Origin of the sequence: Bradyrhizobium sp. OAE829, assembly GCF_040546575.1 — a bacterium.
Lineage (GTDB): Bacteria > Pseudomonadota > Alphaproteobacteria > Rhizobiales > Xanthobacteraceae > Bradyrhizobium.
On the sequence record NZ_JBEPOE010000001.1, the window covers coordinates 4,949,786 to 4,971,578 of the forward strand.

At 61.4% G+C, this 21,793-nt stretch carries 19 protein-coding genes; 12 read left to right on the top strand and 7 right to left on the bottom strand.

Annotation, left to right across the window (positions count from 1 at the left end; genetic code table 11):
• Positions 1 to 327: 327 nt before the first annotated feature.
• From ABIE49_RS23855 to ABIE49_RS23870, 4 genes are read left to right on the top strand one after another with little or no spacing between them, the layout of a single operon-like run.
• Positions 328 to 1,113 (top strand): transporter substrate-binding domain-containing protein, encoded by a 786-nt coding sequence (locus tag ABIE49_RS23855; protein ID WP_192739278.1) that lies wholly within the window; start codon positions 328 to 330, stop codon positions 1,111 to 1,113.
• 24 nt (positions 1,114 to 1,137) lie between these two features.
• Positions 1,138 to 1,800, top strand: coding sequence for an amino acid ABC transporter permease (locus ABIE49_RS23860; RefSeq protein WP_192739277.1), 663 nt, complete (start codon positions 1,138 to 1,140; stop codon positions 1,798 to 1,800).
• Between the two features lie 3 nt (positions 1,801 to 1,803).
• A complete protein-coding gene (locus tag ABIE49_RS23865) occupies positions 1,804 to 2,454 on the top strand; it encodes an amino acid ABC transporter permease (protein ID WP_192739276.1) in 651 nt (216 codons plus the stop codon).
• Entirely contained in the window at positions 2,441 to 3,175 is a 735-nt protein-coding gene (locus tag ABIE49_RS23870; RefSeq protein ID WP_192739275.1) for an amino acid ABC transporter ATP-binding protein, read from the top strand. Before ABIE49_RS23865 ends, ABIE49_RS23870 begins: the two co-directional genes overlap by 14 nt.
• A 43-nt stretch (positions 3,176 to 3,218) precedes the next feature.
• Here ABIE49_RS23870 and ABIE49_RS23875 read toward each other — a convergent pair whose 3' ends face one another.
• Both ABIE49_RS23875 and ABIE49_RS23880 read right to left on the bottom strand, forming a co-directional pair.
• Positions 3,219 to 4,049, bottom strand: coding sequence for a hypothetical protein (locus ABIE49_RS23875; RefSeq protein WP_192739274.1), 831 nt, complete (start codon positions 4,047 to 4,049; stop codon positions 3,219 to 3,221).
• A 53-nt stretch (positions 4,050 to 4,102) separates the two neighbouring features.
• Entirely contained in the window at positions 4,103 to 4,441 is a 339-nt protein-coding gene (locus ABIE49_RS23880; RefSeq protein ID WP_354067751.1) for a hypothetical protein, read from the bottom strand.
• On the opposite strand from ABIE49_RS23880, the gene ABIE49_RS23885 reads away from it, so the two are divergent.
• From ABIE49_RS23885 to ABIE49_RS23910, 6 genes are all read left to right on the top strand, one after another.
• Positions 4,344 to 5,459: an efflux RND transporter periplasmic adaptor subunit gene (locus ABIE49_RS23885; protein WP_354067586.1), complete on the top strand. Its 1,116-nt coding sequence runs from the start codon at positions 4,344 to 4,346 to the stop codon at positions 5,457 to 5,459. The two genes, ABIE49_RS23880 and ABIE49_RS23885, sit on opposite strands and share 98 nt — an antisense overlap.
• 9 nt (positions 5,460 to 5,468) lie before the next feature.
• A complete protein-coding gene (locus ABIE49_RS23890) occupies positions 5,469 to 8,639 on the top strand; it encodes an efflux RND transporter permease subunit (protein WP_192739272.1) in 3,171 nt (1,056 codons plus the stop codon).
• Positions 8,640 to 8,946: 307 nt separating this feature from the next.
• Positions 8,947 to 9,648, top strand: coding sequence for an adenylate/guanylate cyclase domain-containing protein (locus tag ABIE49_RS23895; RefSeq protein WP_192739271.1), 702 nt, complete (start codon positions 8,947 to 8,949; stop codon positions 9,646 to 9,648).
• Positions 9,649 to 9,739: 91 nt separating this feature from the next.
• Positions 9,740 to 11,488 (top strand): peroxidase family protein, encoded by a 1,749-nt coding sequence (locus ABIE49_RS23900; protein WP_192739270.1) that lies wholly within the window; start codon positions 9,740 to 9,742, stop codon positions 11,486 to 11,488.
• A 36-nt stretch (positions 11,489 to 11,524) separates the two neighbouring features.
• Complete coding sequence (locus tag ABIE49_RS23905; protein WP_192739269.1) at positions 11,525 to 11,935, top strand: hypothetical protein; 411 nt, start codon at positions 11,525 to 11,527, stop codon at positions 11,933 to 11,935.
• Positions 11,936 to 12,018: 83 nt separating this feature from the next.
• Positions 12,019 to 12,429, top strand: coding sequence for a hypothetical protein (locus tag ABIE49_RS23910; protein ID WP_192739268.1), 411 nt, complete (start codon positions 12,019 to 12,021; stop codon positions 12,427 to 12,429).
• A gap of 18 nt (positions 12,430 to 12,447) precedes the next feature.
• On the opposite strand, the gene ABIE49_RS23915 is transcribed toward ABIE49_RS23910, so the two are convergent.
• From ABIE49_RS23915 to ABIE49_RS23935, 5 genes are all read right to left on the bottom strand, one after another.
• Positions 12,448 to 14,610 (bottom strand): AfsR/SARP family transcriptional regulator, encoded by a 2,163-nt coding sequence (locus ABIE49_RS23915; protein WP_192739267.1) that lies wholly within the window; start codon positions 14,608 to 14,610, stop codon positions 12,448 to 12,450.
• A 44-nt stretch (positions 14,611 to 14,654) separates the two neighbouring features.
• Complete coding sequence (locus ABIE49_RS23920) at positions 14,655 to 15,950, bottom strand: YcaO-like family protein (protein WP_192739266.1); 1,296 nt, start codon at positions 15,948 to 15,950, stop codon at positions 14,655 to 14,657.
• Between the two features lie 120 nt (positions 15,951 to 16,070).
• On the bottom strand, positions 16,071 to 17,072 hold the full coding sequence (locus ABIE49_RS23925; protein ID WP_192739265.1) for an NADP-dependent oxidoreductase: 1,002 nt from the start codon (positions 17,070 to 17,072) through the stop codon (positions 16,071 to 16,073).
• 108 nt (positions 17,073 to 17,180) lie between these two features.
• On the bottom strand, positions 17,181 to 18,497 hold the full coding sequence (locus tag ABIE49_RS23930) for a bifunctional folylpolyglutamate synthase/dihydrofolate synthase (protein ID WP_192739264.1): 1,317 nt from the start codon (positions 18,495 to 18,497) through the stop codon (positions 17,181 to 17,183).
• Positions 18,490 to 19,494, bottom strand: a complete 1,005-nt coding sequence (locus ABIE49_RS23935) for an ATP-grasp domain-containing protein (protein ID WP_192739263.1) — start codon at positions 19,492 to 19,494, stop codon at positions 18,490 to 18,492. The genes ABIE49_RS23930 and ABIE49_RS23935 overlap by 8 nt, the downstream gene beginning before the upstream one ends.
• Before the next feature lie 305 nt (positions 19,495 to 19,799).
• Between ABIE49_RS23935 and ABIE49_RS23940 the strand changes: the two genes are divergently transcribed.
• Together ABIE49_RS23940 and ABIE49_RS23945 are read left to right on the top strand one after the other, a co-directional pair.
• A complete protein-coding gene (locus tag ABIE49_RS23940) occupies positions 19,800 to 20,573 on the top strand; it encodes a ferredoxin--NADP reductase (protein ID WP_192739262.1) in 774 nt (257 codons plus the stop codon).
• Positions 20,574 to 20,828: 255 nt separating this feature from the next.
• Positions 20,829 to 21,701: a patatin-like phospholipase family protein gene (locus ABIE49_RS23945; protein ID WP_354066947.1), complete on the top strand. Its 873-nt coding sequence runs from the start codon at positions 20,829 to 20,831 to the stop codon at positions 21,699 to 21,701.
• The last annotated feature ends 92 nt before the right edge of the window (positions 21,702 to 21,793 follow it).

Genomic DNA, 21,793 nt, shown 5'->3' on the forward strand with positions numbered 1-21,793 from the left:
AGGGCAAAGGTCAATTGGCACACCGCGTATCAGATCGCGATGACGATTTGTTATGTCGCGCGATCCGTGAGGTTGGTTCAATTGATCCTCGCGTTTCGTGGCGAGCAAGCACGCCACAACCCTGCATCGAATGGCAGGACGTGTATCATTTGGGCGTGAATCTGTCACCCATCGCAGCCTAATTCCAGGGCAGTCGATGATAAAATTAGGAGCAGTTCGAGGCATTGCCTGATGATTGAGCATCGGGCAGGGTCCCGCACTGCGAAGGGGATCCGAAGACATCGGCCAAACCGACCCGCCGGTGTCGCGATGCACAGGGGACATAGGATGTTGCTCAAGAAATCGATGCTTGCCGCGGCTTTCGCGGTCGCCACCGCCGCGCTGACCGCGCCGGCCCATGCCGACGCGCTGGACTCGATCATGGCGGCCAAGGTCATCAAGGTTGCAGTGCCGCAGGATTTTGCGCCGTTCGGCTCCGCCGGGCTCGATCTCAAGCCGCAGGGCTACGACATCGACATGGCCAACCTGATCGGCAAGGCGCTCGGGGTGAAGGTCGAGATCATCGCCGTGACCAGCGCCAACCGGATTCCCTATCTGCAGACCAAGAAGGCCGACATCGTGATTTCCAGCCTCGGCAAGAATGCCGAGCGCGAGAAGGTGATCGACTTTTCCGTCGCCTATGCGCCGTTCTTCTCCGGCGTGTTCGGTACCAAGGAAATCAAGGTCGCATCGGCCGACGAACTCAAGGGCAAGACGATCGGCGCCACCCGCGGCGCCATCGAGGAGCAGGAGCTGACCAAGCTCGCGCCGGCCGACACCACCATCAAGCGTTTCGAGGATAACAACGCCACCATTGCCGCCTTCGTATCCGGACAGGTCGACCTGATCGCGACCGGCAATACGGTCGCCGCCGCCATTGCCGAGAAGGTCCCGGCCCGGGCGCCCGCGCTCAAATTCGTGATCAAGGACAGCCCGTGCTTCATCGGGCTCAACAAGGAAGAGCCGAAGCTGCTGGCCAAGCTCAACGAGATCATCGCGCAGGCCAAGACGTCCGGCGACATCGCCAAACTGTCCGAGAAGTGGCTGAAGGCACCCTTGCCGCCGGGCTTTTGACCTGGTCGCGGGGGCCGGCCCGTCATGAACTACAAGCTCCAATTCGGTGAATTGCTGCCTCACTGGGATGTGCTGCTGTGGGGGCTGCTGTTCACCGTCGTTCTGACGGTCGTCTCGACCGTCGCCGGCATCGCCGTCGGCACCGCCGGCGCATCGGCGCGCACTTTCGGGCCGAAATGGCTCGGCAGCCTGGTCGCGGCCTATGTCGAGGTGATCCGCAACACGCCGTTCATCGTGCAGTTGTTCTTTATCTTCTTCGGCCTGCCGGCCGCCGGGTTGAAGCTCAGCGAATCGACCGCGGCATTCCTCGCCATGACCATCAATCTCGGCGCGTATTCGACCGAGATCATCCGCGCCGGCATCGAAGCGGTGCCGAAAGGCCATATCGAGGCCGGTATCAGCCTTGCCATGACCAAATGGGAAGTGCTGCGCCACATCGTCCTCAAGCAGGCGTTCGAGAAGATCTATCCGGCGCTGTCGTCGCAGATCATCATCGTCATGCTGGGCTCCGCCGTGGTGTCGCAGATCTCGGCGCAGGACCTGACCTATGCCGCCAACCTCATCGCCTCGCGCAATTTCCGCAACTTCGAAGTCTATCTGCTGGTGGCTTTGGCCTATCTCTTGCTCGCCATGCTGACACGTTCGCTGCTGCGCGGCCTCGGCCGCATCCTGTTCAAGGCGAAGTGAGCCATGTTGCAGTTCAGCCTCTGGGACATCCTGTCGAACCTCCTGATCGCCACGCAGTGGACCATCGTGCTGTCGCTGATCGCCTTTGTCTGCGGCGGCGTTGTCGGGCTGATCCTGCTGTTCATGCGGACCTCCAGGATCCCGGCGCTGGAATGGTCCACCAATATCTACATTGAGCTGTTCCAGGGTACGCCGCTCCTGATGCAGCTGTTCCTGTTCTTCTTCGGCATCGCGCTTTTCGGCATCGAGGTGAGCCCGTGGATGGCTGCGACCCTGGCGCTGACGTTCTGGACCAGCGCTTTTCTCGCCGAGATCTGGCGTGGCTGCGTCGAGTCGATCCCGAAGGGCCAGTGGGAGGCCTCCTCCAGCCTCGCGATGAGCTACATCGAGCAGATGCGTTACGTCATCCTGCCGCAGGCCTCGCGGATCGCGGTTGCTCCGACCGTCGGCTTCTCGGTGCAGGTGGTCAAAGGCACCGCGCTGGCTTCGATCATCGGCTTCGTCGAGCTGACCAAGGCCGGCACCATGCTCAACAACGCGACCTTCCGCCCCTTCGTGGTCTATTCGCTGGTTGCGCTGATCTATTTCTGCCTGTGTTTCCCGCTGTCCTGGTGGGCGAAAAAAATCGAGAGCCGCCTCAATGTCGCTCGTTAGCATTCGTGACGTCAGAAAGAGTTTTGGTCCGAACGAGGTGCTGAAGGGCGTCTCGCTCGAGGTCGCCAAGGGCGACGTGGTCGCCATCATCGGCCGCTCCGGATCGGGCAAGAGCACGCTGCTCCGCTGCATCAACGGCCTGGAGACCTATCAGTCCGGCGCGATCATCGCCGACAGCATCGAGGTCGGCGGCTCCACCACCAATCTGCGCGAGCTGCGCCGCCATGTCGGCATGGTGTTCCAGCAGTTCAATCTGTTTCCGCATTTGACCGCCGCCGAGAACGTGATGCTGGCGCCGACCGTCGTCAACAAGGTGTCGGCCAAGGAGGCGCGCGCCACCGCGGCCGAGGTGCTGGCGAAGGTCGGACTGTCCGAGAAGATGGACGCCTATCCGAACCAGCTCTCCGGCGGCCAGCAGCAACGCGTCGCGATCGCGCGTTCGCTGGCGATGCGGCCGAAAGTATTGCTGTGCGATGAAATCACCTCGGCGCTCGACCCGGAACTGGTCAATGAGGTGCTGCGCGTGGTCGAGCAGCTGGCGCGCGAAGGCATGACGCTGATTCTGGTTACGCACGAAATGCGTTTCGCCCGGGACGTCGGCACCAAGCTCGTCTTCATGCACCACGGCAGGGTGCATGAAGAGGGCGTTCCGAAAGAGGTATTTGCCGCGCCGCGAACGCCGGAATTGCAGCAGTTCGTCGGTACCGTCGCGCACGCATAGTCCGACCACGCCGCTTCACGGCGTGATCGGATCGCACGGGTCACTAGCGCGCCGCGAACTGGCTCAGCACGTCCTTGCAGGCGGGCGACAGTGAAGCCGCGTTGGTGGCGAGGCACTGCACGATGCGGCCACCGCCCGGCTGAACGCTACCGCAGATCGTGCGGACATCGGCGCCGCAGGCCGACCGCAGCACCATCAGCTCTTCGCGCGGCCGCATCGGTCGCAGCACGATCACGGTGGGCGCGGCCGGTGCAGCAGCAGCGCCTGCCGCTGCCGGAGCTGCCGCCGCCGCGGGAGCGGCGCCCGCCGCCGGCGCGCCACCACCGCCGACGGCCGCCGTGACCGCCTTTTCGCAAGCCGGTGAAAGTTTTGCCTTGTTCTTGTCCAGGCACTGTAGCGCCGGGGCACCGCCGGTCGGCACGCCAGCGCAGACTTTTGGATAGTCGGAGCGGCAGGCGCTGCGGACCGCGGAGATCTGCGCGCTGGACGGCTGCCCCGCAGCTGCGGGCTTGGCGTCAGCCTTGGAATCGGCCTTGGGCGCCGCGGTCGTGGTGGCGGGCTTTGCACCGGCCGCGGCCGGAGCGGATTCGGGCTTGGCCGCGGGCGCGGCAGCTGCCGGCGCTTGCACGGCACGCACCGCGCTTTGACAGCTTGATGACAGGCTCGACATATTCTTCTGCAGGCATTGCAGCGAAGCTTCGCCGCCCGGCGGAATACTGGAGCAATGCGCGATATAATCCGACCGGCATTGGGTCTTGATCGCATCGCGCTGCGCCTGGCTCGGCGCCTGCGCAAATGCCGGTGCTGCAACTGCGAATGTCACTGCCGTCATCAACGCCCCGAGTGTTGCGGCACGTGTCAACGTGTTGATCATTTGAATAAATCCTTTTTGTAGTCGCTGGAGCCGCCGCTTCAACAGAAGTGAAATCATGAACGAGAAAGCGAAGAAAATTTCGCGCGCGGCATCATTTTCGGTTTCGGGTTCCCCTGCAAGTGGATTGTTGCTATTTTTATGGGATGGTCGAACGCCATAATTTGAATAGAACGCGCTTTACAAGAACAAACGTATTGAGGCACGCAAATGAAGTCTGAGCGTTCGCTGGCATGCAGCAAACCACATGACACCTTCAGACAGAGAGGCGCCATTGCGTGTCGCGCGGTCTTCGCCATTGCCGCATTCGGTGTCTTAAGTGCCTGCGAACAAAATACTTTTGTGCCGCCGCCGCCGCCGAAAGTTGAGGTTGCCGTGCCGGTGCAGCGCAGCATCACGCGCTATCTGGAGGCGACCGGCAATACCGCGCCGATCAAGAACGTCGATCTGGTCGCGCGCGTGCAGGGCTTCCTGCAATCGATCAATTATAAAGACGGCACCTTCGTGAAGGCAGGCACCACGCTGTTCACGATCGAACCTGAAACCTACAAGCTGAAGCTCGATCAGGCGCAGGCCGCCCAAACCGGAATGGAAGCTTCGATGAAGCAGGCCGAAGCCGATTTCAAGCGGCAGTCGGATCTGGTGCAAAGACAGGCGGTCTCGCAGGCAACGCTCGATACTTCGACGGCGGCGCGCGAGAACGCGCAGGCAAACCTGCAGCAGGCCCAGGTCAACACCAAAATCGCGGCGATGAATTACGGCTACACCAATGTCACGGCGCCGTTCGATGGCATCGTCAGCGCGCATCTGGTCTCCATCGGCGAACTGGTCGGCGTATCATCGCCGACACAGCTCGCTAACATCGTGGCGCTCGACCCGATCTATGTGAATTTCAACGTCAACGAACAGGACGTGCTGCGGATTCGGGACGAAGCCCGGAAAAGGGGCATCTCGGTCGAAGAACTCCGGAAGCTACCGGTCGAGGTCGGATTGCAGACCGAGACCGGCTTTCCGCACAAGGGCAACCTCGACTACGTCTCGCCGACCCTGAATCAATCGACCGGTACGCTCGCGGTGCGCGGCGTATTGCCGAATCCGGACCGGGCGCTGTTGCCGGGATTCTTCGTCCGGGTCCGCGTGCCCTTCGATGAGCAGGTGAACGCATTGCTGGTGCCTGACGTGGCGCTCGGCAGCGACCAGGCGGGCCGTTACGTGCTGGTCGTGAACGCGGAAAATGTGGTCGAACAACGCAAGGTGCAGACCGGGCCGCTGGAGGGCGACCTGCGCGTCATCGAGAGCGGCCTGAAGCCGGACGACCGGGTGGTCACGGCGGGGCTGTTGCGCGCGATCCCCGGTCAGAAGGTCGACCCGCAGGTCAAGAAAATCGAAGCGTCGCCGGCGCCCACCAAATAAGGACCGGCCATGATTTCGAAATTTTTCATCGAGCGCCCCGTCCTTTCCAACGTCATCGCGATCCTGATGATCCTGATCGGCGGGGTGTGCCTGTTTCGCCTCGCGGTGGCGCAATACCCTGATGTGGTGCCGCCGACGGTGCAGGTGACGACGCGCTATCCCGGCGCCAGCGCCAAGACCGTGATCGATACCGTGGCGCTGCCGATCGAGCAGCAGGTCAACGGCGTCGAGGACATGCTGTACATGCAGTCCTACAGCGGCGCCGACGGCACCTATTCGCTGACCGTGACGTTCAAGATCGGCACCGACCTCAACTTCGCGCAGGTGCTGGTGCAAAACCGGGTGTCGAGCGCGCTGTCGCAGCTGCCGCAATCGGTGCAGAACCAGGGCGTCACCGTGCAGAAGAAATCGACGGCGATTCTCTTGTTCGTGACGCTGACGTCGCCGAATGCGACCTATGACAGCCTGTTCCTGAGCAATTACGCCACCATCAACATCAGGGATGAACTGTCGCGTCTGCCCGGCGTCGGCAACGTCACGGTGTTCGGCGCCGGCCAGTATTCGATGCGGGTCTGGCTCGATCCGAACAAGCTGCAGGTGCGCAACCTGATGCCGCAGGACGTCGTCACCTCGATCCAGCAGCAGAGCCAGCAGGTCACCGCGGGCCAGATCGGTGCGCCGCCGACGCCGGCGGGGCAGGCGTTCCAGTACACGCTGAACGTCAATGGGCGGCTCAGCGACAAGAGCCAGTTCGAGGACATCATCGTCAAGACCGGCAGCAACGGCGATGTCACCCGCGTCCGCGACGTCGGCTGGGTCGAGCTCGGCGCGCAGACCTACAGCCAGGTGTTCTCGCTCAATAACAAGCCCGCCACCGGCATCGGCGTGTTCCAGTCGCCCGGCGCCAACGCGCTCGAGGTCGAGAAGGCCGTCGAGGCAAAGATGGCCGTGCTCGCCAAGGCGTTTCCGCAGGACGTGAAGTACGACACGCCGTTTGACACCACCAAGTTCGTGTCCGAATCGATCAAGGAGGTCTACAAGACGCTGATCGAGGCCGGCTTCCTCGTCCTGATCGTGATCCTGATCTTCCTGCAGGACTGGCGGGCGATGCTGGTGCCGGCGACGACCGTGCCGGTGACGATCATCGGCGCCTTTGCCGCGATGGCGGCGCTCGGCTTCACCGTCAACATCTCGACTTTGTTCGCGATCGTGCTTGCGATCGGCATCGTGGTCGACGACGCCATCGTCGTGGTCGAGGGCGCGGCGCATAACATCGAGAAGGGCATGTCCGGCCATGACGCCGCGATATCGGCGATGGACGCGCTGTTCGCGCCGATCGTCGGCATCACGCTGGTGCTGATCTCGGTCTTCCTGCCGTCGGCCTTCCTGCCGGGATTGACGGGGCGGATGTATTCGCAGTTCGCGCTGGTGATCGCGGCGACCGCGCTGCTCAGCGCCATCAACGCCGCGACGCTGAAGCCGACGCAATGCGCGCTGTGGCTGCGCCGGCCGGCGCCGCCGGAACAGCGCAATTTCTTCTACCGCGGCTTCAACGCGGTCTATGACCGGGTCGAACGCGCCTATGCCCGGCTGATCGGCCGCCTGGTTGCGCACAGCAATATCTCGGTGATCGCAGCCCTCATCCTGATCTGCGGCGCAGGCTACGGCCTGTCGCGGGTGCCGACCGGGTTTATTCCCATTGAAGATCAGGGCTATCTCCTGGTCGCCGTGCAACTGCCCGACGGCGCCTCGCTCGACCGCACCCAGCAAGTGCTCACCCGCGTCAGCGACATCGCCAGCAAGCACCCGGGCGTCGATCAGGTCATCAGCATCTCCGGCATCTCGGCGCTCGATAGTTCTTCCAGCCTCGCCAATGCCGGCGTCGCCTATCTGATCCTGAAGGAGTGGAGCGCGCGCGGCGAGGGCGAGGACCTGCGGTCGCTGTTCGTCGGCCTGAACGAGAAAATGTCCGTCATCGAGGAGGCGCGCATCCTGGTGGTTCCGCCGCCGCCGATCCAGGGCATCGGCAACGCCGCCGGTTTTGCGATGCAGGTTCAACTACGCGACGGCAATGCCGACTACGGCAAGCTGCAGGCGATTGCCGGCGCCATCGTCTCCAACGCGCAGACGCAGAGCGCGCTGCAGCGCGTCAGTTCGTCGTTCCGCTCGATGGTGCCGCAATTCGACGTCGAGGTTGACCGGGTCAAGACCCAGACCCTGCATGTCACGACCGACCAGATCTTCTCGACGCTGTCGTCCTACATGGGCTCGACCTACGTCAACCAGTTCAACAAGTTCGGCCGCACCTTCCAGGTCTACGCCCAGGCGGACGCGCAGTACCGCCTCACCCTGCGCGACATGCAAAACATGATGGTGCGTAACAGCAATGGCGACATGATCCCGCTCGGCACGGTCGCCAAGATCACGCCCTCGGTCGGCCCCTCGCTGATCAGCCTGTACAATCTCTATCCGTCCGCAAGCATCATCGGCCTGCCGGCCACGGGCTACAGCTCGGGCCAGTCGATGAAACTGATGGAGGAGATCGCCGACAAGACCCTGCCGCAGGGCACCGGCTTTGAATGGACGGCGATGTCGTACCAGGAGAAGGTTGTCGGCGGCCAGATCTACTGGGCGTTCGGGCTCGCGCTGTTGCTGGTCTATCTCGTGCTGGCCGGACAATATGAAAGCTGGTTCGCGCCGATCTCGGTGATACTGGCGGTGCCGTTGTCGCTACTCGGTCCGATGATCGTGCTGACGGGGCTGCGGATCGAGAACAACCTCTATACCCAGATCGGCATCATCCTGCTGATCGCGCTGTCGGCCAAGAACGCCATTCTGATCGTCGAGGTCGCGCTCGAACTGCATGTGCGCGACCGCAAGCCGCTGCTGGAATCCGCTGTTGAGGCGGCGCGCGCCCGGTTCCGGCCGATCCTGATGACGTCGTTTGCCTTCATCCTCGGCGTGGTGCCGCTGGTGCTGGCGACCGGCGCCGGCGCTAACGCCCGCAAATCGATCGGCATCACCGTGTTCTCGGGCATGCTGGCCTCGACCTGCCTCGCGGTGCTGTTCGTGCCGACGTTCTTTGTCGTGGTGCAGCGGTTCGAGAACTGGCTCAGCGAGCGGAAGCGAAAGAAAGCGGGCGGGCAGGCGGCGCCGCAGACGCCGGGTGCCGCGCATTGATTTCGACGTAGAATAGACACGGCTCGAGTTGAGCCGGAATGCACTCCGGACAGCCGAGCGTTCAACACGCGCCCGCGCGGACCGCACAGGCTCGCCCTGCACCTGAAGCTCGGATCACATCAATCGCTGGACGCGACGCGAAAGCGGATCGCTGCCCTCTCGTTGCGTCCCGCGGCCCGGCAGCCGTTTGGGCCGGACGCGGAATTAGGTCGCTTGGCCGCTTCCAATCGGTGTCGGAGCGCAAAGGAGGCGTCAAAATCGACGTTTCCCGGCCAATCGGCACTGCTTCCCGTCAGCTAACGCTCGGATGACGCAGGCCTGCCAGATTGTCGTCAATCCGAACAATGAGACGAGTTGCGGGTCATCGCAGCAACGTTTCGAACGGAATGGGAAGCGCAAACAGATGGAGTCGAAGATGCGTGTAGAGCACTTCACTGCGGTTACCAGTTTGCCCGCAATCGAGCCAGTTCCGCACTTTCCCGACCGCAGGTGGGGAACGGTGCTTGCAGCAGACGTCGTCGAATATTCCCGGCTGACGAGCCTGAACGAGGAGCGTACCTATCTGCTCTATAAATCGCATCGCCGGGAGTTACTTGACCCGAAAATTGCCGAACATCGCGCAAGGTTTGTGAAGTCGACGGGAGACGGCGTTCTCGCTGAATTCCGCTGCGCGCTGAATGCGGTGCGTTGCGCCGTCCAGATACAGCAGGGCATGGCTGAGCGCTGCAAGGGCATGTCCGCCGATCGACAGATCGTCTTCCGCATCGGGCTAAGCTGCGGCAACATCATTGCCGATCCGGAAGACATCTATGGCCACGACGTCAACGTCGCGGCAAGGCTGCAAGCCGTGGCTCCCCCGGGCGGAATCGCGATGACGGACGAGGTGGCGAAGCGCGTGCAGGCGGGCCTCCGATTGCCGCTGCAGGATTCCGGCATGCAGCAGTTTCGCAACATGTGCCAGCCGGTGCACGTCTTTCAGTGCGAGTTCGCCGGTGAATACCGTCGATAAAAGAGCAGCAAATTCATTGCTTTGCCGCCTCTTGACGCTGAATTGACGCTGCCGTGGCCTAATCGCTTTCGAACCAGGAAGGACACAACCCATGCACGGCGTGAATCTTTCAGTGATCCCCGAGCTCGAGGGCGGCCCCCGAGAGCTCGGTGCCGACAGCAATCTTGACGGCATGCGAAATCTGTTTCCGCTGTCCGACTCCTCGGTATTCGGGGCAGGCAAGAACCCGGCCGATCTGCGCATCCTCATGCGCAAGCTGGCCGCTCGCATCAACCGGGAAAAAGTCAACGATCCGGAGCCCGAGGACAATCCGAACATCCCGTCCGGATACACCTATCTTCTGCAGCTCATCACCCATGACATGGTGAACACGTCCATCTCGCTCGCCGCCACACAGGGCCGCCGCTTCGGGTTTCAAAATACCAGACAGCAGCCTCTGACCCTGGATACGATTTACGGCGGGGGTCCCGATATCAGTCCGCATGCATACGAATACAGCCGGGTGTGCATGCAATCCCGTGGATTCATGCCGCGCACAAAGTTGCGTTGCGGTCGTGCGCAAACCCGTTCCGGATCTACGGCCAACACGCCATTTGCGGATGTCGGCCGGGCGATGCCGGTGGACGTCAGGGACGACGGACTAGCGAACCCCGGTGGCGCTCCGCGTTGCCTGCGCACGGAGGCGCTGATAGCCGACGCCCGCAATGAGGATCAGGCGCTTATCGCCCAGATGACCCTTCTCTTTCATCGGATGCACAATTTCATACTGGATCAGATCGATTCCGTGCTTCCACCATCGACCGCGCCGGATGCCTATCGCAACTTCATTTGCGCGCGTTTCGTCCTGACCTTGATTTACCGAAAGATCATCATCAAGGACGTGCTCTATCAGCTGCTCGATTCTTCCGTTTACCGATACTATTTTCTGCCCGAGATCAATCCCGGCAATCTTCTGTCCGACGATGCGGCGGAGTTCGGCAAGATTCCCGTTGAATTTTCTCACGGAGCTTTTCGCTGCGGGCACGCGATGTTTCGCGACACATACGTCGTGAAGGATGCATTAGACGAGCCGCTCGACGCCGGTCGAGCGATGCAGTTCAACTCGCGGCGTTCTCCGGGGTTCGTCCCGCTGACCGAGGATTGGATCGTCAATTGGGAGCGGTTCTTCAAGGTCAACGGCCATGAGCCTGTGAACCACAGCCGCCGGCTCCTTCCTCATTTCTCGTCGCTTGCAAAGAGCGGATTCTATTTTGCGCCAATGATGCCCAACCGAGATGGGCGTGGCGACATCGCCGGACTGCCCAATCGCGATCTCGTGAGTTCAGTCTTTGCCAGGGTTTGGTCGGTTCCCAAATTGATCGACAAACTGCGGCTCAGAAGCGCCGAAAAAGGTACCGAGCTTTCCAATTTTCTTCCGATGTATGATGAGCACATTTCCGGTTTGACGGAATGGCTGAAGAAGACAGCCGATCCGGGAGGCATATCAGAACAATTCACTGACGACGACATCGCTGCGATCGTGCAGGATCCGCCGCTGCCGTTCTTCGTTCTGTACGAAGCCAAGAAAAAGCACCACGGATTGCGTCTCGGACCGCTCGGCTCGATCATCATTGCGGAGACGGTCGTGGGCGCCATGCTGAAATATCCGCTGATGGTCGCGGATTCTGAATTCAATCCCTTGCGGGAACTCAAGGCGCAGCTGGGGCCGTTGCAAAGACTTGGAGCTCCGGCGGCGGCGATCTCCAAAATACCGGAGATCGTAACCTTCGACGATCTCCTGACGTTCATGAAGTCAAACGGAATCCTTGAACCGCGCAGTGACGAACATCCGCCTCAATGACCAAACCGCACATCTAGTCAACAATGGAGGATAGACATGGGTGATACTCTCGTGATCGACAACGACATCCTGTGGGGCAAGCTGGTGAAATCATGGGCGACCGGGCGTAATTATATCCATCCGGATCGCGACGCCATCGCGATCCCTCGAACGCTGGAGGATCTGTTGCAGACCGCCCGCGACGTCGGCCTGCACATCACGTTTCCGGACGGAATGGTCGGATTGGCGGTGATCCAATACAGCCCGCAAACCGCTGTGATCAAACTGCCACCGAAGGCGATGGTGGAAGCCACCGAGGCCAAGCTGGAGCAGCCCGGTGCGGTCTACCCGATGCCCGAATTCTACGAGGAATTCTTTCAGGTCCCGCTTCCCGCGCTTTCCAGAGATCAACTCTTCGATCTTCATGCGGCGCGGATCGGCGATTATTCGATACGCAATTGCGGCTGAGCGTCCACCTTGGCCAGTTCGGTCGACGGCGCTGGCCTGACGGCATGCGTTGATCTGAATTCATCGATAGATCGGAGATAGTGATGGGCACCAAACTGGAGATCCACGATGACATCCTTTGGGGCAAGCTTGTGAAGTCCTGGGCGACCGGAAAAAATTACATTGCCCCAGAGAGGCCGGCGCCGGCGATACCGCGGACCATGGAAGAACTATTGGCGCAAGCCGCGGATATCGGACTGATCATCAAGTTTCCAGACGATATGGTCGGTCTGGAAATCGTTCAATACAGTTCGCAAACCGCGGTGATAAAATTGCCGCCAAAATCGATGATCGAGGACACCGAGGCCGACCTGAACAAGAAGGACGCGCTTTACCCGATGCCGCGGTTTTACGAAGATTTCTTCAGCGTCCCGTTACCGCAAATGAGGAAGGCGGGTCTGCTCGACCTGCATGCTGCTCGCATTGGAGATTATTCGATTCGAAACTGCGGATGAGCGCCGCGTGCCGTGTCATCACCATTGGTGATGAAACAGGCCTTCGGTGGGCGCGCCGGCACCCTCGATGCCGTCGCGCAACCGTGCCCAACTCTCTGGTTTCGCGATCGGGAAAAGGTGCAGGAACCAGCGCGTCATGGCCGCCGGCGTGGCCGGCTGTTCCGCCGACCAGCGGCTTTGAACGATGCTGAAGAAGCGATTGAGCTCGGCCGCGGCTTCTTGCTCGCGGCCGAGGTGGTAAAGCGCGGCAGCCTTCAGGCCGGGGACGTTTGCGTTGAGATCGCCGGCGAAATCAGCCGCCGCTACGCAGCTTTCGTAATCTCCGATCATGAAACGGACGGCTGTGTGATACGCCCATTGCAGCGCGGTTGGCGCGACCGTTGCCTTGCGTTGCAGCATTGACTCAACAATTTCGGCCGCTTCCTTGTCGCGGCCGCAGAATGCGTAGCAATTGGCTGCCGAAACCAGCGTCCAAGGGTCGTTGTCGTTCAGTCCGTGCGCGAGCGGAATGTAGATCATCGCCTGCTCGTAATGCTTCGCCATCGCATGCGACCATCCAAGACAAAGCTGGCTGCGTGAATCGAGCGGATCGAGGCGCACCGCTTCCTGCGCATAAGCGAGCGCCTGCATGGTTCGTTTGGCGTCGCGCGCAGTTCCCGGCTTGACGATATGATAGGAGTTGTTCAATTGCGCGAGGCTGGAATGAGCCGGTGCAAAATCAGGCATCTGTCGCACGACCTGTCGAAACAGATCCGCTGCATTATCCCATCGCTGCGGGTCGAAGCCGAGCAATGTCGCCTGGCCGAACAGCCAGATGTCGTATGCCTTCAGGTCCTGGACTTGCCGCGTCGTGATCCGGTTCATCCGTTCCGCCGAAACATGCACGTTCAGGGCGGAAGCGATGCGACGTACCAGATTTTGTTGGGCCTGGTGCCAATTCTCGAGGGTCAATGTGAGGCTTTCGCTCCACAGATAGGTTCCGGTCGTGCCGTCGCGCAGCGTCAGCACCAAATGCAGCGCCTTCCGGGTTTCGAAGCCGCCTGCGTCAAGGATGAATTCATCCTTTGGGCCTTCCGGTACGTGGTCTGTCGGCGGGCTGGTCCAGTCGCGGATGTGCCATTCGCGAAAGCGGACGAAGCAGGCTATCAACTCGCGCCGGAAGCCCTGAGCCATGTAGTCTCGCTTCGAGTCGTGGCTCGACAGCACAAACGGGCCCACCGAGAGAATGAGCCTGGGTTCGCGCGCCGCCAACAGCTGGTCGACATCCAGCCCCGCCGGCGAAGCAGACCGTGGCGGCTCCGTTGCCGGCTTGATATCAGCGGGGGCCTCCGGTTGCGGGATCGGCGCGTCGGCGGCGTTTGAGGAGGCTCCACTGAACGGCAGCGCTGCTTTTACCTCGGCGATCAAGTCCTGAGTCTGCTGGGTCGGCTCGACGTCATAGTCTGCTTCCAGCAGGTCCCACAATGTCTTGTATACCCTGAGAGCACTACCGATCGCGCCGTCTGCAACATGCGCGCGAATCAAATATCGACACGCTTCTTCGTGGGTCTGGTCGAGATTGATAATCGCTACCGCGATATCGCGACCTATCCCGGTGACCTTGGTCTGCCCGCGAAGTGCAGTCTCCAGGTGCCGAATGAGCTGATCGCGGATGGTCTGCCGCTTTGCCAGCACCCACGTCTGGAGCGCAGGATCACTACTCTCGACTTCGGCCAGGATATGGTCGATCAGGTCTTGTTGCTGCAGCAATACGGGATTTGGCGATCCGTTGACCGCATCCTTGAGGACATCGATCAGATCGACCCGGATTTGCGTACGATCGAGTGCGACAACAAGTTTGTCGGTATGAAATCCTTCAAACCCGCTGGGCAGAAAGGCGTTGCGGATTTCGTGGAGAGCCTGCCGCAACGAAGCGCGCGCGCGCTCCTCCGACGATTCACTCCAGAACAGGCCGATCAGGCGATCACGGCTTTCCTCCTGGGCTTCGGTCAGCGCCAAATATCCCAGCAAAGCTTTGGTCTTGCGGCTCAGCAGCTCGATCTCATTGTCGTTGACAAGCAACGACAATTTGCCAAGCAAACGAACGTGCAGGGTAGGGCTGTTGGCACCACCGCCGCTTTCGCCTGTTGGCGCTCCGCTTCGTAGCCCCATGTGTCTGCCACGGTTCTCAACGCTGATCACCCGCGACTTATCATACTAACGAGGCCGGTTCCATTGACCCTTGGCTATTCCATCAACGTCAGGCCTCCAGTGTAACGATCGCCCCCGCCATGGTCGCGACACGCACGCACCAGCCGATCCGTCATAATTCTGGATGGCATCGGCTGCAGCGCCGGAGCTAACGCGCGTACGACGGGAATGTCGAATTGCGGCCGGGTCATGTCGACCAAAACTGTCTCAATTCCGGACTTGGCCATCGCTCCCCCGACAAGCGAAAGCTCGGATCCCGTCGCTGGGGTATCATTATACACCCTCAGATGGATGGAATGGAGGAGGTCACATTCGGCGTGAATAGCCGCGATACGTTCGACATGAGCGCGATCGCTGGGCGAGAGCATTTGCTCGCCGGCTTCGTCCCGCTTGATCCTGGCGAACAGGATCGCCAGCTCGGTTTGACAAAGCTCCAGAATTGCTCCGCGCGCGGCTTCCTCGATCGAAAGCCGGGCGGATAATCCGTAAGCCAGCTGCCGGCCATCCTTGTCGCACGACAACGCGGCAATGACTGGAATTCCGACGTCGGTGGTGATGTCGAGCAGCCATGAGGTGCGATCGTCCGTCTGTTGCCGCAAAGCGCGCATCAGCCGCACAATTTCACCCATCGCCGGATCATCGAGCGCTATCGCCTTGCCGCGGCGCCCGCCCTGCCACCAGAGGCTCGCCGCATCGCGCTCGATCAATTCAAGGAGCGCTCGCGAAGCTGCCCAATCAAACGTCGGGCCGGCTGCGACGCCCACGCTAAGCGCTGTGCGAGGCTTCAGGCTTGCATCCGTACGCCGAAAGCACCAGTCGGCCGGAATCAGCACATCACGGCAGCTATCGAAGGCGTGTTCCGTATCGAGCAGTTTTCCTCTTGCCCATGCGAGCGGCGTGGATTTCGCCAGCGTCTGATCGGCCATGTCCTGCTCGATCGCCGCAGCAACGCTGCTTGGCACCTGGCGCTTTACCGCGGGGAAATCAGCGACGGTCGTGACGTCCCCTGGACACTCGATTTGCGCCAGCCTGTCGATTCCCTCGCCCACACAGGATACGAACGCTTCTTCGAGCCTTTCCCCCGATCCGCTCAGGCTGAATGAGATCGGATCGGATAAAGCTCCGTGCGGCGCCTGGGGCCATGTCTCGGCGCCGACAAAGCGGAGGCCGGGTGCCCACGGCGAGCGAACCAGGAAAATTCGCCGCGCGAGGCGCGCCGACTGCGCGATCTTCGACCCATAGCGGTCCGAGACGGCACGTTGAAGCGCCGATCCCTGCTCGGAAGTCAGGTCGATTTCCATGAACCCGGGACGAGCATGCGCCTCAATCATCACGACACCTGATGCAAGCCGGGCAGGTGCGAGAGTGATCTCACGAGTTCATGCACCTGACCGGAGCTTAGCGATGTATGCAGCCCACAACGCGACGCATCTTCCCAACAAGAGTCGGAATTACACCTTCACCATCCGCTTGCCGCGGTTCTCGCCGGCCAGTAGACCAATCAGCGCCTGCGGCGTGTTTTCCAGACCGTTGATGACGTCTTCCTGCACTTTCAATTTGCCGGAAGCGACCCAGGACTGCAGGTCCTTCAGGGCCTGGTCGCGCTCGTTCATGTAGTCCATCACGATGAAGCCCTGCATGATCAGCCGCTTCACCACGATCAGGCCGGGCACGCCGCGCGGGCCGGTTGCTGACGGCACGCCATCATATTGCGAGATCGCGCCGCAGCAGGAGATGCGGCCGCGGTTGTTCATCAGCGCGATGCAGGCCTCCAGAATGTCGCCGCCGACATTGTCGAAATAGACGTCGATGCCCTTCGGCGCCGCTGCCCGCAGCGCCTTGTAGGTCGCGCCGTCCTTGTAATCGACGGCGGCGTCGAAGCCGAGTTCGCTGGTGAGCCAGTTACACTTGTCCTTGCCGCCGGCGATGCCGACGACGTGGCATCCCTTGATCTTTGCAATCTGGCCGACGATCGAGCCGACCGAGCCGGCGGCGGCCGAGACCACGACGGTCTCACCCTCTCTGGGCTTGCCGACATGGAGCAGGCCGAAATAGGCGGTGAGGCCGGCGATGCCGTAGACGCTGAGCAGATGCGTCATCGGCTCCATCCGGGGCATTTTTGTCAAATGCTTTGCGGGCACCGCCGCGTAATCCTGCCAGCCGGTATCGCCGAACACGATGTCGCCGGGGCTAAGGCCCGGAGCCTTCGAGGACACGACCTCGGCGATGCCGCCGCCGGCCATCACGGTGTTGGCCTCGACCGCGGCGCGATAGGTGGCGCCGTGCATCCATGCGCGGTTGGCGGCGTCGAGCGAGATATAGCGGGCCCGCACCAGCACCTCGCCGTCCTTCGGCTCCGGCACCGCGCCCTCCGACATCTTGAAATGCTCGGGCCCGAGTTTTCCGGTCGGCTTTTCCACCAGCAGGATCTGGCGATTGACGGTTGCGTTCATGGCGTTCCCTCCCTCGGATTGATCGTTCTTGATGCAGTTGATCGCATATCGGGCGACCGATTGCACTCGTGGTGTTGCGCCTCCCGCCAGATCTGTAAAATCCAGGCCTCAGAAGAACTTCAAATCCTGCGCGCAGCCACCGCGGGCGATTGTGGCGTATTCGATCGCCAGGAACAGTCCGCCCGCGACATATACTTTGCGCTTCTGCGACGCCGCCAACGCACCGGCCAGCCGCACCGCGTCCCCGATCGTCGCGGCGACCTGAACATCCGCCGCGGGATTGGCGAGCCGCGCCGCTGCCGCGATGTCCTGCGGTTTCGCGCCCTTGTGGTACGCCGCCGTGCAAATGATCGTATCGAACGCCGGCGCCAGGCTGCCTACGATCTCATCGGTCTTCTTGTCGCCGGAGGCGCCGGTGACGAGAATCCAGCCATCGGCGCCGTGGATCGCCTTGAGACTTGCGAGCGATTGCCGGATGCCGTCGGGGGTGTGGCCGACATCGATCACCGTCAATGGATACTGCGCGATGATTTCGAGACGGCCGGGCCATTGCGTCTCGCGAAGGCCGGCCCGGATGGCTTGGTCAATCCGCTCCGGCGCCTTGTGCGGTTGCCGGCCCTGCAGCCAGAGCAGGAACAGCGTGATGGCGATCGCGGCATTGTTGAACTGAACCGCGCCGAGAAGGCGCATCCCGATGCCGCGATAATCGTGATGGCCGAACCGGTAATCGAACCGCGCTGCCGATGGGGACGCGGACTCGCCGTCGATGCCGATCTCGTCGCGAACGAACAGCGACGTGATCCCGCGAGAGCGATTATACTCCAGCAGATGGCGCCGCAGGCCCCGGCAGTTCTCGCCGTAGATGATGGTGCCGCTACTGGCGCAGGCATCGCTCTTGTCGGAGACGATCAGCTGCAGCGAGTTGCCGAGCAGTTCGACATGCTCGTAATCGACCGAGGTTACGCAGGTCTGAAGTGCGCCAACCAGGCGGACGGGATCGTAGCGGCCGCCGATGCCAGCCTCAAACACCGCGAACTCGCAGTCGCTCTCCTCGAAATGCAGACAGGCGAGTGCAAACAGCGCTTCGAACGCGCCGAATTGTTCACCGCGCTGCTGCGAAATCGCGGCGATGGCGGTCGCAACCCTTTGCTTGCACCGAGCAAAATCATCATCGCCGATCTCGGCATCGTCGACCCGGATACGTTCATTGAAGCGCAGCAGGTGAGGCGAGGTGAAGAGGCCGGTTCGCAGGCCATAGGCGCGTCCGATCGCGGCGCACATCGCGGCCGTGCTGCCCTTGCCGTTCGAGCCGGTCACCACGACCGAACTCCGCTGCAGCCGTGCGCGATCGATCCCGAGCGCGTCGAGTAGTTCGGCCAGGCGCGCCAGGCAGATGCCGTCGCCATATTTCGGCAGGTCAAACACCGAGCAGTCCCATCGTGTGAAACGTGTGATGCCAGATTTTGAGAATCAGGTCGCCGCGATCGGATTCTTCCAGCAGCCGGATCGACGGATTGGAGTTGACCTCGATCGCGGTTGCCGCGCCGGGCTCGCCGCCAATGCCGGCGAACAGATCGACGGCTGCGACACGAAGCCCGAGCGCGCGGGCGGCTTTTTTCGCCAGCATAACCGCTGCTTCGGAAGGCGCTTCTTCGAGCACCATCGTTCCGCCTGCGCTCAGATTCATCCGGCCGGGAATGTCGCGGCGTTCGCCCTTCGCCAGCACGGCTTCTAGCGATGGGTCGCGCTCTCCGGGCGAAGCCGGCGAGAGGCCGCGGGCGCGAAGGGCATGGTTATGGGCAGCGAATAATTCGCGCAGCGTGTGGACGCCGTCGCCGCGGACGAAGGGCGGATATTTGCGCGCGCAGTACAGCGCATCATCGTCGAGCAGGAATATCCGGAACTCGATGCCTTCGACGATCGGCTGGATCAGGACCGCGTCGTAATACTTCGCGACGTCGTCGAGATACCGGCTTAGCGCAGCTTCGTCATGAATCCTTTGTGCGAAATCGCCGCGCGATCCCGTCAGCGGTTTGGTGAAGGCGGATCCGCCCAATTCCCGAAAATACGCCAGCGCGTCGGCGCGCTCGTGGCCCAATGGTCGATGCGCACGATAGCGATCGTGCAGGAAGAAGTACTCGCCCTCGATTGTCGACACGCCGGCCTGCGCGAGAATTTTCGCAGTGAAGTATTTGTCGGAAGCCAGCGTCGAGGCGGTGGCGTTGTTCTGCGGATACCACGAGCAGCGGCCCGCGCCGAAATGCAGCGATTTATTCGTTGAAGCGACGATAAACAGCAGCCCCGAACCGCCGTCGAGATCGCCAAAGCTCAATCCGAACTCGGCGCAGGCGAATTCGGCATAGATCGACTGGTCCGGATAAAAGCCCGGTTTACCTTGTCGAAATTCGCTCACGTTTCGCATGCGGTCTCTTTTGACGCGTTCTAAAATTCCGTAGCAATTTATTGCCAGATCGGCGTCGATTTCAGCAAGTTAATTGCGTGTATCGTCTTACGTTAACGAAGACCAATCGAACCTTTCTGCAAAATAAACCGACTGCCATTCCGAGTTCTCAGTTGTGCGGCAATCGATCTTGACTATCTCTCGCTTTGGCGCAATTGAAACGTCAAATCGCCAATGATTTTGGGGGTTTTTAGCTCTTCGAGACCCGAAAAACCGGCAAGAAACTGATTTGTTCTACACCAAGACGTCAGGAAAAACGAAAACACATGAGCGCGTTCTATAGAGAGAAAGTTCTTTCTGTCCGTCATTGGACCGATACGCTTTTCAGCTTCACCGCCACCCGCGATTCCGGCTTCCGTTTCCAGAATGGGCAGTTCGCGATGATCGGCCTCGAGGTCGAGGGCCGGCCGCTGCTGCGCGCCTACAGCATGGCGAGCGCCAATCACGAGGAGGAACTCGAGTTCTTCTCGATCAAGGTCGCGGACGGGCCGCTGACCTCGAAGCTGCAGAAGATCCGCGAAGGCGACACGATCCTGGTCGGCCGCAAGGCGACGGGAACGCTGATCACCGACAATCTGATTCCGGGCAAGCGCCTGCTGCTGCTGTCGACCGGCACCGGGCTCGCGCCGTTCGCGAGCCTGATCAAGGATCCTGATGTTTATGAGCGCTATGAAACCATCGTTCTGGTTCATGGCTGCCGGCAGGTTTCCGAACTCGCTTATGGCGAGGAACTGGTCGCGAAGCTGCGCGACGACGAATTGTTCGGACCGCTATTGTCCGAGAAGCTGCTGTATTATCCGACCGTGACCCGCGAGCCGTTCCGCAATCGCGGCCGCATCACCGACCTGATCACCTCGGACCAGCTGTTCAACGACATCCACCAGCCGCCGCTCGATATCGCGACCGACCGCATCATGATGTGCGGCAGCCCCGGGATGCTGGAAGAACTGCGCCAGCTGTTCGAGAGCCGCGACTTCCTCGAAGGCAGCCACAACCAGCCCGGTCACTTCGTGATCGAAAAGGCGTTCGTCGAGCGCTAACGGTGTCGTCCCGGCCTTGAGCCGGGACCCATACGCTGCGGCCCGCGTTGTTGAAAAGGAAAAAGCGACCAGCGTGCAAACCAATTGCCGCCGGTGGCTATGGGTCCCGGCTCAAGGCCGGGACGACGTGGGGATAGAGCGTCGCTCCATCGCCCGCAATGACGGCTCTGTTAGTAGCCCATCCCATTCCCGCGCTGCTATAACCCTCCCAGCGCCATGCGGCCTGTGCCGACGCGGCGATCAGGGAGCCAGGTGTTGTCGGTACGCGATCAGATCGGTCCGGTGAAGACTGCCTTTGTGTTCGCCGGCGGCGGCAGTTTTGGCGCCATTCAGGTCGGCATGTTGCATTCGCTCGCCGCCCATGGAATTTCCGCCGATATGGTGGTCGGCTCCAGCGTCGGCGCCCTCAACGGCGCCTTCTATGCCGGCGACCCGACGCTCAAGGGCGTGGAGCGGCTGGGCGACATCTGGCGCGGATTGACGCGGCATGACGTGTTTCCGATGAATTGGCGCACGGTGTTGAGCTTTCTGTGGCGCCGCGATTTCCTGATTTCCCACGACGGCATCCGCAAGCTGATCGACGACCACATTCCCTACCGCAATCTGCAGGACGCCAAGGTGCCGGTGCATATCGTCACCACCGACATCATTTCCGGCGACAGCGTTGTGCTGTCGGAAGGCTCGACCTCGGAAGCGATCGTTGCTTCGACCGCGATCCCCGGCGCTTTCGCGCCGATCCCCTACAAGAATTACTATCTCGCCGATGGTGCGATCTCCAGCAACACGCCGATCCAGGTCGCGGTTCAGAAAGGCGCCAAACGGCTGATCATCCTGCCGACCGGGCACGCCTGCGCCACGCAGGCACCTCCCGTCGGCGCGGTCGCCAATGCGTTGCACGCGCTGACGCTGCTGATCGCGCGACAACTGGTCATCGAGCTGGAGGGCCTCGACCCCGGCATCGAATATTTCGTGGTGCCGCCGCTGTGCCCGCTGGTAGGATCACCTTACGATTTTTCGCGCACCGCCGATCACATCGACCGCGCGATTGCCACGACAGATGCGTGGCTGGCCCACGATGGCCCGCAACAGGGCAAGATTCCCGGAGAAATGCGGCTGCACAGCCACTGAGGCACGACCGTTGCGCTGCACTGCAAAAGCCGTTTCCGATCAATTGATTCAACCACCGCCGGCATCGGCAAATCTTTTCTCGATCCTGTGTC